This window comes from Oscillatoria sp. CS-180, assembly GCF_028330965.1.
Taxonomy (GTDB): Bacteria; Cyanobacteriota; Cyanobacteriia; order Phormidesmidales; family Phormidesmidaceae; genus Halomicronema.
Genome location: NZ_JAQMUB010000099.1, coordinates 1 through 12,716 on the forward strand (window position 1 = coordinate 1; position 12,716 = coordinate 12,716).

The window sequence follows — 12,716 nt, forward strand, 5'->3', positions numbered from 1 at the left end:
TCACGGTCCTACACGGATGTCGCCAGTGAGCACTGCGATCGCGGCTACCTTCATCCTTCAGCTTTGGCCTGCGCGCTTGCCTAAAATGTGTAGCTCAAACTGTCGAGAAAGTTCTTCGCACACTTTGATTCCGCGAATGCTGTTGCCCCGTCGGTCCAAAGGCGGGGAAAAAACGGCAATCCCCATGCGATTCGGCACAACGCCGATAATGCCTCCCCCCACTCCGCTTTTGGCTGGGAAGCCAACTCGATACACCCAGCCGCCCGCAAAATCATACATGCCGCAGGTGTACATGATGCTGAGCAGGTCGCGCACGTAGTCAGCTTCAATGGCGGTTTCGCCAGTTAGGGGATTGACACCGTTATTGGCTAAGGTAGCTCCCATGACGGCCAAGTCGCGGCAGTCTAGCAGCACGGAACATTGCTGGAGATACAAATCGAGAATTTGGCTAATATCCCCAGAGATCATGCCGAAACTGCGCAGCAGGTACGATATGGCCCAGTTATGGTCGCCGTTCATGCGCTCTGAGACGAAAGTGGGGGTATCCACAAAGACCCGGTGACCGATGTAGCGATGATACATATCGAGAATGCGATTCAAACGATGGGCGGGTCCCTGCCCTTTAATTAAGCTGGTGGTGGCGATCGCTCCGGCATTCACCATGGGATTGTAGGGACGTTTGGATTTGCTCTCGACTTTGATGATCGAATCGTAAGCGTCGCCCGTGGGTTCCACATCCACTTTTTCTAGAACTTCATCCCGTCCCCAGTCTTCCAGGGCGAGACCATACGCAAAGACTTTGGAAATGGATTGGATCAAAAAGGGTACGTGCCAATCGCCGACTGAACAAACCTGTCCCGATGTGGTCGCGATGCTAATACCGAAGGAATCATGACTAATCTCCGTCAGATCGGGTTCACTGGTATAGATTTCTCCCTCACGCCAGGGAAGATACTTGTGGTATAGCCGCTGGAGGCAGTCTAGCCACAAGGCTTCTTCGGGTTCGTCCAGTGCGGCGGCCCGATCAGCCGGGATAGGCCATGAGAGGACGGGCTTCTGCTCTTCCTGCTGAGCATTGGGCAATGGTTCGCTAACGCTCGGCTTGAAGAGGTGCAGGTGAAACTGTTGAGACAGTTCTTCGAAGACATTGACGCCCCGCCAGCTTTTTTTATGCTCGCCCAGAGGCGGCGAAAACACAGCGATTCCCATTTGGTGGGGCACCACGCCGATGATGGCTCCAGCCAAACCACTCTTGGCGGGAATGCCCACCTTATAAGCCCACTGCCCTGAAAACTCGTATAGGCCGCAGGTATACATCACACTTAGGATGTGTTTGACGTAGTGAGGAGCGATCGCCTGTTTGCCCGTCACAGGATTCTTGCCGTCATTAGCTAAGGTTGCGGCCATCACCGCTAAATCTTGACAGGTGACCTGTAGCGAACACTGCTGAAAGTAAAGCTCCAAAGTTTCGGCAATGTCACCCTCAATCCATTCAAAGTTGAGCAGCATGTGAGCCAGTGCTCGATTGAGATGGTCGCTGGTTCGCTTGGAGTGAAATGCCGCTGCATTCACCGAAACGGCGCGTCCCATGTAGGTCGCAAACATCTGGCGCAGCCGATGAGAGCGTTCCTCAAGGCTTTCTCCACCAATTAAGCTGGTTGTGATGATGGCTCCCACATTGACGAGCGGATTGTATTGCTGGCGAGAAATTTCCTCTGGCTCGATAAGTGAGTTGAACGGATCGCCTGTCGGTTCTACCCCGATCCGCTCTAGCACTTCTGCTTCACCCCAATCTTCTAAGGCCAATCCATAAACGAAAGGTTTTGAAATGGACTGTATCGTAAAAGGCTGTGAGGTGTGACCAACGTGGCTCTGCTGACCGTCGGCGCTCACCACGCTGATGCCAAACCAGTTGGGATCGGCCTTGGCCAACTCAGGTAGATAGGAAGCCACAGCCCCTTGGTTGAGGGGTTGATATTGACGGTGCAACTGTTTGAGAAAAGGGGTCAGTCGTTCAAAGTCCACCTATTTTTCGCCACCCGTCTAACCGCCGATCAGGCCCTGCGCTTCTAGAAACTCCCGAGCGACTTCATCGGCCTCGCGTCCATTGCCCGCGACTTCCCAATTGAGGGTCTGCATCGTGTCGGCATCGATCGCCGCTGAAAGTTGGTTGAGCAAATCAGCAACTTCGGGATGCTCGTCGATGATTTCCTGCCTCACGATGGGAGCAGCGGGATAAGGCGGCCAGAAGCTTTTATCATCTTCCAGGACCACGAGGTCAAACGCTGAAATTTGGCCGTCAGTCCCAAATCCAGTCGTGACGTCGATTTCTCCTTCCTCAATGCCTGAATAGAGCAGTCCCGGATCTAAGGCAACGACTTCCTTGAAATTGAAACCGCCGTAGGTCTCTTTCAAACCGGGTAAGCCGTCGTCACGCTCGGTGAACTCCTGAGTTGTACCAAAGACCAACTCGCCTCCCTTGGTCGAAATATCACTCACCGTTGTGATGCCGAGTTCGTCAGCTTTGGCCTGGGTCATCACCAAAACGTACGTGTTGTTGAAGTCGGTTGGCTCCAGGACCGCTAAGCCGAACTCCTCGGTATAAGCGTCTTTGACCGTGGAGTACACTTCATCCGCGCCCATGCTGGAGTCAAACTCCATGCCGAGGTGAGTGAGCAACGCGGTGCCCGTATACTCCGGATACACATCAATTTCACCATTGACGATCGCCTGGTGATTTTCGCTAGAGCCGCCTGCGGGCTTGTAGTCAGCGTCGAAACCGGATTCGTCCAATAGAATTTCGTAGAGGTTGCCCAGCACGTATTGCTCGGTAAAGTCTTTGGAGCCAATCCGAATTTTGGGGGCATCAGAGCTACCGCCGCCGCTACAGGCAGAGATGACAGCCATGGATGTGCCAAGCAGAACTCCAACAAAGACACGTCTCTTGAGCATAAGTGTTCTCCCAGAAAGTATGAATAGACAATATCGCAAAAGGCAGAAGAAGCAGGGGTATGGCAAATTAGCGGGCAGACTATCCCTTGATCTGAGACGCAACCGGGGGGGATGAGGTCGCTTTCAGTTGGGTTGGGTTGGCTTGACGAGCGCGATAGCTCAAGATGAACTCGTAGCCCGTGATGAGGGCGATCGCCAACACCGAGGCGGTAATGAGCACCACGCCGATGCGAAACTGACCGACCTGAGTGATGATGCCGATCGCCAGCCATATCAGCGACGCGATCGCCAGCACACTGGTTATCAGCGTCATTGCAAAGGCCCAACGTCGGGGCCGGGGCAGCATAGCGGCTAGCAGACTCAGCAGCAATACGGGCAAGCCAATAGCCCGATACTCGCTGTGCAATCCTGTCAAAACGGTCGGCGTCCCTGCGGCATCGACAGAGATATCCCACGGCAACAACACGCCAAAGATCAGCGGCATGATGGCGACTGCTAACAATACCGCCATTAAACCAATGGCGGCCCGTGTCTCTTCCTTCAGCCCCTTGGGTGTAGCCCAGCGTTCTAACCGACCAAAGGCTTCCTCAAAATAGAACGCCAGCAGAGTAGCCGGTAGGGCTCCGGCCAGCATAATGTGGTCGCGGTTCAGGGCATGACCTCGCAGGATCAAATCTCCCAGGCCGCCACCGCCGATAAAGGCCGCCAGGGTAGCGCTCGCCACTACCACCACCGCCGATGTGCGAATGCCCGCCATGATAATGGGCACGGCGATAGGCAGCTCCAACCGCAGCAGAATGTCGCGATCGCGCATCCCCATCCCCCGGGCCGCCTCTTTGGTGTTGGCATCCACCTGTTCAATCCCCACGGTGGTGTTGATCAACACGGGCAAGGTGCCAATGAACCCCAGCGCCAGCAGAACAGGAGGGGTACCAATCCCTAACAGCGGCAGGGCCAACGCCAAAATAGCCAAGCTAGGAATCGTACGGCCAATTTTGCTAACGGTCAGCAAAATTTCTCGCAGCCACGGCAAGCGCGACCCCATAATTCCCAACACTAATCCCAACACAATTGAGATAATCAAGGCGACAAACGTGATCATCAAATGCTGTCCCAGGGCCGTTGTAAACACCTGCGACTGTTCGATGATGTAGCTGAACATGTCTCCTAGCATCCGTTCCCTCCTACCTCGCAGCCGAGCCTGGCAAGACCCGCTCTATTCGGCTAATGATCTGATCAAACACGATGGCGAGGAGGGCAGCTCCGATCGCTCCGGCCACAATTTTGTCATTCCGAGTTCCACCGGCGGAAATCCCTTCAAAAACCAGGCTGCCTAAGCTATCTGCACCAAAGAAAGACGCTAGGGTCGCCAAGCTAATTGTAGAGACCGTGGCAATCCGAATGCCCGCAAAGATCACCGGTAAGGCCAGCGGCAGCTCTACGTTGAAGAGAATGGCGCGATCGCGCATCCCCATCCCCCGAGCGGCTTCAATGATGGACTGATCGACACCGTTGATACCGACTGCCGTATTGCGGATGATGGCGAGCAACGAGTAGAGCGTCAGGGCGACGATGGCAGGGGTAAAGCCAATGCCCACAATCGGGACGAGGACACCAAACATCGCTAGGCTTGGCACGGTGTACAACATGCCAGCAAACTTAATGACGGGGTCATAAAGCGCCTCGACCCGGGTAATCAAAATGCCAATGGGAATGCTAATCAATATGGCGCAAATGAGCGTCACGAGCGTAATCAGCAAATGTCCTGCCAGAAATTCCAGCACCCGATCTGGACGACCTACGCCAGGGACGTAATACAGCAGGCCATCTTTGATGCTGATTAGAAATTCGACCAAGTTTTCCATAATGTTCCGAATAAAAGCCCAGGCTTTATGTCGTTGTGTTCAGCGGTTGCGAGTCGCCAAAAGACTCAGGGGCGATCGCGCTATACGTCATCGAGCCATGGCAACCGTTTGGTTTTGCCGGATCAAACTTTGAGCGTCGTCTGCCGAAACCATACCGGTTAACCGCTGATGGTTGTCGAGCACGGGCAAGAACCGAATGCCATAGCTGAGCATGGCGGAAAACGCATCCCGCATAGTCGCCTCTTCTTCCGTGGTCGCAATCACATGACTGAGAACATCGGCAGCCCGTTTACCCGGCTGAGTTTGAGCCTCCTCAAGCGTGACATAGCCCAACAATTTTTGCTGATCGTCGATGATGAATACGCTATCCATCTCGTGCTGACGCATACGGCCTATTAGCTCGGTGGTCGTGTCGGCATAGTAGCCCACGGTGGGATTCGTCTGCATGGTCTCACCAACGCGCACCAGCGTCAGCTTCTTCAAACCGCGATCCGACCCGACAAAGTCCGCCACGAAGGGATTGGCTGGGCGCGAGAGAATAGCCTTAGGCGAATCAATCTGCTGCAAATCGCCGCCCACTTGCAAAATGCAGATGAGCGTGCCCATTTTGAGCGCTTCATCAATATCGTGGGTGACAAACATGATGGTTTTGCGCAATTGCTTTTGCAGCCTAAGAAACTCGTTCTGCAGGCGATCGCGCGTAATCGGATCGATCGCGCCGAAGGGTTCATCCATCAGCATGACGGGCGGGTCGGCAGCGAGGGCCCGCGCCACACCCACGCGCTGACGCTGCCCCCCTGAAAGCTGTCGGGGATAGCGGTCTCTAAACTGGCCGGGATCTAAACCGACGATCTCCAGCAGCTCATCTGCTCGCCGATACCGCCTTGCTTTGCTCCAGCCCAGCATTTCCGGCACCAGCGCAATATTGTCTCGAATGGTGAAATGAGGAAACAGACCAATTTGCTGAATCACATAGCCGATATTGCGACGTAGCTCAGTAACATTCTGTTTAAGAACGTTGCGACCCCCCACAAAAATGGCACCACTGGTGGGTTCAATGAGTCGATTGACCATCTTCATTGCGGTCGTTTTACCACATCCAGAGGGACCGATGACAACACAGGTTTCTCCTTCCGGCACCGCGATCGTCAAACCGTTTACCGCAGGTTGGGGCGAACCCGGATACTGCTTGGTCACGTTGTCGAACTGAATCATTGGGTCTATTTCGTTCATGCCGGATCACACACTAGTTTTTTCTTATCCTGAATATCAGGAAATATTTTCGTTCAACCTTACTTTTGGAAAAAATTGACGCCTGTCTCAAACGTTACAGAACAAAGTTTAATGCTCTTCAATAGTACAGCTTTGTTGTCGAATACCTGTTTTTGAAAGCCGTTTACTTAATTTTTCTTTGATTCTGTTAAAAAGATTGAAGCTTCAAAGATTCTCAAGATAGCTGCACTTTTACGAACCGTTTCTGTCTAGAACCTTTTCAACGCGACTGATTTCTAACGCTTGATTTTGCTGTACAAATGAACACTTTTACAGTTCAACACGTCCTAGATTTGCCCTTATTTGCCGCTTCAAAGCTAGTTGCTGGCAAAAGTGGGCTAGCAAATATTATTCACTGGGTACACGTTGTTGACCTCACAAACGCCCACTACAAATGGCAGCGACAAGGTGTTTTACTGCTGACAAGTGGTTTGGGTTTCTACGAAAATCCAGGGCATCAGAAAACGCTTATTCCGCGACTCGTCCAGTTGGGATTTGCGGGCCTTGTTTTGAGCACAGGACATTACTTTGAACACACTCCAGAAAGCGTTCGGAGTGATGCTGATCGCTTAGGGTTTCCAATTATTGAAACCCCACCTGACTTGCTCTTTATTCAAATTACCGAGGTTGTTTTAGAACACATCATTAACCAGAATTATACCGTGCTGCAGCGCTCCGCTCAAATTAGCCAGCAGCTGACCCAGCTGGTTTTACAAGGCGCCTCTTGGCATGATTTGGTGGCGACTTTGGCCCGACTCTTGCAGCGATCGGTTGCCATTGAATTGCCCACCTTGCAGATCGCTGCGGCTGCCCAGTGGGGTGATGTTGATGCTGCCTGGAGAGAGAAGGATGTTCAACATGTGCGATCGCCCTCTGAGATTGTGAGTCATCTCGTTCGGACGAACGTTCATGAATCGCTACAGCAAACGCACCGGCCTCAAACAGTGCCGCCCCAGCCCGAACTCGGTATGACGCTAGAGCGGATGGTGGCGCCCATCATCGTCGATCAGGACCTATACGGCTATATTTGGCTACTGTCTGGATCTCATCCTTTCACGTCATTGGATGAACAAGCCCTAGTGCACGGAGCGACCGTTGCCGGACTGATTTTGGCCAAAGAAGAAGCTGTTCGCTGTGTCAAGGTGGCTCAGCAAGGCGACTTTCTAACTCAACTATTCGATCCCCAAAGTTCACCGAAACAACTGCAGGAACAGGCCCAGCAGCTTTCCTATCATCTCGACGCAGCCCATCAGGTGGTGGTGGTGCGACTGCTTGATCCGACGTTGGAGATGGCGCCGTCTTTGCAAACCACCGTACAGCAGGTGCTCATGCAGGCTGATCCGTTCGCTCTACTAGCGTGTCGGGAGAATACGGTCATTGTCGTACTGGAGGGTGAGCACTCCGAGCACGGTCAGCAATTTGCTGATAGGGTGCTGACTATGGTGGATTGTCAGGCCCAACCTTTGGTCATGGGTCTAGGTGACGTTTGTGTAGGACATGAGAATCGCTCTGGCAGCCTGAAACAGAGCTACGAACAGGCGCAGGAGGCCGCCCATATTGGAGTCTTGCTGGAGCAGACGGGGGCGATCGCTTTCAATGAACTTGGGTTACTCCACTGGCTCTATCATTTAGCACCCCACCATCGCGCTGATAATCCGTATCTGTCTCATGTGCGGACATTAGCAACCCACGATGCGCGACGCGGCTCTCAGCTACTAAACACCCTAGAAGCCTATTTGGATCGGGGTCAGTCGGTCGCTGAATCAGCCGAGGCCCTTTATGTGCATCGCAATACCCTGCTCAATCGGCTGGACCGTATTGAGTCTCTGTGCGGGTTGAATTTGCGGGATGCGACTCAGCGTTTGAACTTAAATGTTGCCGTCAAGTGCTATCGACTGCATGGTTAACTCAGCTGCAAGATTGGGATTGACTCACCATTTCGAGCTTGACGCTGCACTAGGATGGCTCGTCATTTGCCGTAGATACCAGGTGATGAACTGGGCAACCGAGGCTTCCATCAGTGGAGACAAGTGTCCGGGCTGATAGGCTGACGAGCAGACACCTAAATAGTTACTTTCACAAATCTGCCAGTCCTGCTCACTCGTAGCTCGCCAAACGGCGGCCACGTCATCGACAGCGTAGTCGGTTCCTTCAACAGCGTCTGGGTGGACTAGGAAAGCGACGTTGATCTGGGTTGCTTCGGGACTGAGGGGAATCACTTGCGTCGTCATGGTGTAGTCAGCATTGGCGTGTCCCCAAAAGTTGGGCATGCCAACCAAGCGTAGACTGCCCACATCAGCGCTGGGCAGGTTCCCCATGAGCGGCGCTGTCAACCGACCGTGTAGGCTTTCCGTCAAGAAGCCGTTGCGTAGGGGAAAACGCGCGACGCGGAACCAAGAGCCGTCAGGAAAGCTGACATCCTGTGGGTTTAGCCCCATGCTCTGCCAGCGCTGGTAGGCGTCCTTCACGGTTCGCTGAAAGCGTTTGTTGCGGTCGTCTCCTGGTAGGCCAGCATCGTAGTTCGACAACATGAATTCCGGATGGGCCACTCGGCAGTGATAGCACTCGCGGTTGTTCTCAAGAATGGTCTTCCAGTTGGCGTTGATGTGATAGCGATCGCGGGCAATCACCTTAGCCTGATCGAGACGATGAGGCCCCAGCTGAGGCGCGATCGCGCTTACCGCAGCCTCAAAATCGGGGGGCTGCGGCGAAAAGCAGACAAAGACGAGTCCGGCCAATTCGCGCACCGAGGTCGAAACTAGCGGGTAGGCGTCGGGGTTGAACGTTTCTCCCATGAGACGAGCGGCTTTGAGACTGCCATCCAGCTGATAAACCCAGCCGTGATAAGGACAGACCAGCGATTTGACACAGCCGCGATCGCTCCAAGCGAGCCGGGAACCACGATGACGACAAACGTTGAAATGGGCCTGTAGATTGCCCTCGCGATCGCGAATCACGATTAGCGATTCGCGCCCAATGGACAGCGTGAAATATTGACCCGGCTCAGCAACCTCACAGCTATGGCCCGCAAACAGCCACTGAGTTTGAAAAATAGATTGCATCTCCGCCTCAAAAATCGCTTTGTCGAGATAAAAGCCTTGAGGCAACGTCATTCCAGGCGTACAGCTATCCAGTAAAGAGGTTGCGGTATGCATGCGTTATACCCTCAACGATGGGACAAAATCTTTTTCCAGCAGTGCCGGACGCTTGAAGGTAAAGGGGGTTGTGTCGTACTGAGACACGCCATCGATGGCCAGTTCGCTCAAAATTTTGCCTAGCAAACTCGCAAACTTATAGGCATGTCCGGCTCCCACCGCCGCAAAGATGTTGGGATGATCGGGTAGAGCATCCAGAATGAAATCGCGATCGGGCGGCATCGTATATAGACACGTTTTGGTATAGAGCTTAGGGCCAACGAAATTAGGAATTTGAACCTTTAAAAAGTCGTCGAGCTGCTGCTCACGGGCGGCGTTGGGGGTAAACGTGCGCGTCTTAGTTGTGACCGTCTCGCCGGAAGCATCGATCGCAGCCTTAGTGGCCACTTCGCCATAAATCGGAAACCCGTAATAGCTGAAGTCGTCCTTCCACTGAAAGATTGGAAATCGGCCCATGGAGAATTCTTTCAAATGGGAGGTGGCATAGTAGGTGACTTGCTCCTGCGTCACCATTAGCGGCACCTGCATACCCACGGATTCCAAGAGGGTGCGGGTCCAAGCCCCCGCCGTCACGATGAGGCGGCGGCAGGAAAACGCTCCCTGCTCGGTTTTGATTAAAGCGCCCCCGGACGGATCAGGCTGAATGCTAATGACGGGACACTCAGGCAGAACGGTTGCGCCATTGCCGCGAGCCAGCGAAATGTGGATAGCGTTGCCTCGCGAAGGGTCAGCAATGCCGGTTTGCTCCTGATAGAGCGCCACAACTTCTGCTTGGGGTTGAAATTGAGGAAAGCGATCGCGGAGATCATCAGCATCCCAGCGTTCATATGGAATGGCCGCCCGATCCATTGCCTCGGCGTAATCTTCCACGATTTGACGGTAGGGGCGATCGCGATAGGCGATCTGTACCCCACCCGTCTTCGTCACCGGCGCCAGTCCTGATTCTTCAGCAACGGTGTCCCAAGCTTGATAGGCAAAGGGGGTCAGCCGCGCATATTTTTCCTGATGGTAGGCCAACCGGATGATGCGGGAATAGTCTTGGGAACCGCCGTTGTGATGAAAGAGTGGAAATTGCTCAATGCCCAACACATCAGTGCCGACTCGTTTAGATAACCAGTAAAGCGCTGCACTGCCGATGCCACCGCAGCCCAACACAATGTAGTCGAAATGTTTCATGGAAGTCTCGCTCAGCAAAGGGGAGAGGATCAGCACTCGGGCTGTTATCGGAGCTTTAGCCATCTAGTGCACTACGGCAGAAACAGGCTCGCTACTCAAAACCCTGGGAAAGCGTATTTGCCTTGGTTTTGGGTTTTGGGTTTTGAGTTTTGAATTCTGAATTCTGCGTAGCGGTACTCAATCAGTGCACCCAATAGCATTTGAGTGCTTCGCGTACAGCTAGATGGCTTACCGTCTTGTCCTAACGGAACCGGTAACGGCTATAGGCCTCATAGTAAAAAGCTCAATGGGAAAGGCCAATGGCGATCGCGCACAGTATTTTGGGCAGATGACTGTGCAACTTGCACAGGGTGAACCCAAAAAAGTCTTCAATTTAACCGTTTTGATTTAACAGGCTGCACTCAAATAAGGACGCCTCAATGTCGCTGAAATCCTGATGTGGCAAGGATTTGCTTGTTACCTTTCACTGGTTATTGCCGACTTTTATTGTCTTAACTGCGTGTCATATGCCTAACTTTTTTCAGAGATACGACTTCAATTACCTATGCTAGGCTGACACCGCAAGATCTCAAGAGTGTAAAAGTTTTAGTCATGTGTGGCATTGCCAGCGTTTTTGGGCCGGATGTATCGAACCAACACGATTTTTCATCGATGCTGTCGCGCTTAGTGCATCGAGGCCCGGATGACACTGGGGTCGTTCAAGAAAGCGACTGGGCGCTAGGACACCAGCGTCTCTCGATTGTGGATGTGGAAGGCGGCCACCAACCCATGCAGGCTGCACCCAAGCGACTCTATAGCATCTGCAATGGCGAGATTTATAACTTCCGCGACCTGCGATCGCGTCACTTTTCGGACTATTCTTTTCAAACTGCCGCTGATAGTGAAATCCTTCTGCCGCTGTTCCAAGCCTTTGGCAAAGATTTGGCTCAGCATTTGGATGGCATGTATAGCTTCGTCATTAGCGACGGCGACGAATGGCTAGCGGGGCGCGATCGCATCGGCATCAAACCGCTATATTACGGCACCACAGGCGACTCTATCTTCTTTGCTTCCGAGCTGAAAGCCTTGGTGAACAGTGCTGAAACGATTCGAGAATTTCCCAATAGCCACTACTATCATTCCAAAGCGGGCTTGATTCCCTACTATCAGTTTCCTGAAGTCACCGCTTTCCGGCAGGACTTGGAGACCATTCTGCCCGACATTCGACAAACCCTAGCGAGAAGTGTGCAAAAGCGACTGATGGCTGATGTGCCAGTCGGGGTTTTCTTGAGTGGAGGACTCGATTCCAGCATCATCGCTGCTTTGATGAAACAGCAGGTTTCAGAACTGCATTCTTTTTCGGTAGGACTACCCCATTCACCCGATTTGAAGGCAGCTCGCCTCGTTGCCGAACACCTGGGTACCATTCACCACGAATATGTTTACTCTGAAGAAGAGATGCAGGCCATCTTGCCTGATGTCATCTACTATCTAGAATCCTACGACCCGGCTTTGATTCGCAGTGCAATTCCCTGTTACATCGTCTCTCGGCTAGCCAGCCAGCACGTCAAAGTTGTACTCAGTGGTGAAGGCGCTGACGAGATCTTTGCCGGCTATAGCTACTTTGAAGATTACGATGACTCCAGAGCGCTGCATCAAGAATCGGTCAACATTCTTCGGGGGCTACACAATCTCAATTTGCAGCGGGTCGATCGCATGACCATGGCCCACAGTTTGGAAGGACGAGTGCCCTTTCTAGACATCGACTTTATTGAACTGTGTCTGCAAATCGATCCTCATCTCAAGCTTTATTCAACATTTGGCATCGAGAAATGGCTGCTGCGCAAGGCCTTTGAAGACCTGCTGCCGAAGGAAGTGGTCTGGCGCGACAAAATGGAATTTGCGCAGGGATGCGCTTCTTCAGGGGTCGTCGAACAGCACGCTGAGGCGGCCATTTCTAAACCAGCCTTGGAAGCCGCGATCGCCCAAGGAGCACCCGTCAGTAGTCGAGAGGAACTGTTCTACTACCAGATCTTTCACAAGCACTTTCCACACCCAGACGCAGCCCAGGTCATTGGCCGGTGGGGCGGCACTCTACATTAGGGAATCTCCGGGAAAGAATTGACCGCTGCTGTGGTGCCATCAGCGCAGCCGCCTTTCACGTGATGTTTTGGTGATTTTTCTTGCACTGGGGTCCTGAATCGTTTACCGTACTGAGCTATAGCTGTAAGCGTGCAGCTTGATTCCCAAAAGTTTGGTCATACGCCACTGGAAGGAGATTAGGGCCTCCAACCAGCGGCTAACCCCCAAGGCTGAA

Annotated in this window: 9 protein-coding genes; 2 read left to right on the top strand and 7 right to left on the bottom strand. The window is 53.0% G+C overall.

What is annotated here, in order from left to right; genetic code table 11:
• Positions 1-57: 57 nt before the first annotated feature.
• From glsA to PN498_RS27000, 5 genes are all read right to left on the bottom strand, one after another.
• Positions 58-2,025 (bottom strand): glutaminase A, encoded by a 1,968-nt coding sequence (gene glsA / locus PN498_RS26980; RefSeq protein WP_272066563.1) that lies wholly within the window; start codon positions 2,023-2,025, stop codon positions 58-60.
• 18 nt (positions 2,026-2,043) lie between these two features.
• On the bottom strand, positions 2,044-2,907 hold the full coding sequence (locus PN498_RS26985; protein ID WP_272066564.1) for a glycine betaine ABC transporter substrate-binding protein: 864 nt from the start codon (positions 2,905-2,907) through the stop codon (positions 2,044-2,046).
• A 124-nt stretch (positions 2,908-3,031) separates the two neighbouring features.
• A complete protein-coding gene (locus tag PN498_RS26990; RefSeq protein WP_272066565.1) occupies positions 3,032-4,126 on the bottom strand; it encodes an ABC transporter permease in 1,095 nt (364 codons plus the stop codon).
• A gap of 10 nt (positions 4,127-4,136) precedes the next feature.
• The gene (locus PN498_RS26995; protein ID WP_272066566.1) at positions 4,137-4,817 is read right to left on the bottom strand and encodes an ABC transporter permease; all 681 of its coding nucleotides are present in this window, start codon (positions 4,815-4,817) and stop codon (positions 4,137-4,139) included.
• A gap of 87 nt (positions 4,818-4,904) precedes the next feature.
• Complete coding sequence (locus PN498_RS27000; RefSeq protein ID WP_272066567.1) at positions 4,905-6,050, bottom strand: ABC transporter ATP-binding protein; 1,146 nt, start codon at positions 6,048-6,050, stop codon at positions 4,905-4,907.
• A 299-nt stretch (positions 6,051-6,349) separates the two neighbouring features.
• On the opposite strand from PN498_RS27000, the gene PN498_RS27005 reads away from it, so the two are divergent.
• Complete coding sequence (locus PN498_RS27005; protein WP_272066568.1) at positions 6,350-7,996, top strand: PucR family transcriptional regulator; 1,647 nt, start codon at positions 6,350-6,352, stop codon at positions 7,994-7,996.
• Between the two features lie 24 nt (positions 7,997-8,020).
• On the opposite strand, the gene PN498_RS27010 is transcribed toward PN498_RS27005, so the two are convergent.
• Together PN498_RS27010 and solA are read right to left on the bottom strand one after the other, a co-directional pair.
• The gene (locus PN498_RS27010) at positions 8,021-9,244 is read right to left on the bottom strand and encodes an aromatic ring-hydroxylating oxygenase subunit alpha (protein WP_272066569.1); all 1,224 of its coding nucleotides are present in this window, start codon (positions 9,242-9,244) and stop codon (positions 8,021-8,023) included.
• A 3-nt stretch (positions 9,245-9,247) separates the two neighbouring features.
• Positions 9,248-10,420, bottom strand: coding sequence for an N-methyl-L-tryptophan oxidase (gene solA, locus PN498_RS27015; protein ID WP_272066570.1), 1,173 nt, complete (start codon positions 10,418-10,420; stop codon positions 9,248-9,250).
• Positions 10,421-11,011: 591 nt separating this feature from the next.
• Between solA and asnB the strand changes: the two genes are divergently transcribed.
• Positions 11,012-12,502, top strand: a complete 1,491-nt coding sequence (gene asnB / locus PN498_RS27020; RefSeq protein ID WP_272066571.1) for an asparagine synthase B — start codon at positions 11,012-11,014, stop codon at positions 12,500-12,502.
• Positions 12,503-12,716 lie beyond the last annotated feature (214 nt).

Coding starts and splice junctions, on each gene's coding strand:
- PN498_RS26985 (WP_272066564.1), bottom strand. CDS start 2,907: ATGGCTGTCATCTCTGCCTGTAGCGGCGGCGGTAGCTCTGATGCCCCC.
- PN498_RS26990 (WP_272066565.1), bottom strand. CDS start 4,126: ATGCTAGGAGACATGTTCAGCTACATCATCGAACAGTCGCAGGTGTTT.
- PN498_RS26995 (WP_272066566.1), bottom strand. CDS start 4,817: ATGGAAAACTTGGTCGAATTTCTAATCAGCATCAAAGATGGCCTGCTG.
- PN498_RS27000 (WP_272066567.1), bottom strand. CDS start 6,050: ATGAACGAAATAGACCCAATGATTCAGTTCGACAACGTGACCAAGCAG.
- PN498_RS27005 (WP_272066568.1), top strand. CDS start 6,350: ATGAACACTTTTACAGTTCAACACGTCCTAGATTTGCCCTTATTTGCC.
- PN498_RS27010 (WP_272066569.1), bottom strand. CDS start 9,244: ATGCATACCGCAACCTCTTTACTGGATAGCTGTACGCCTGGAATGACG.
- solA (WP_272066570.1), bottom strand. CDS start 10,420: ATGAAACATTTCGACTACATTGTGTTGGGCTGCGGTGGCATCGGCAGT.
- asnB (WP_272066571.1), top strand. CDS start 11,012: ATGTGTGGCATTGCCAGCGTTTTTGGGCCGGATGTATCGAACCAACAC.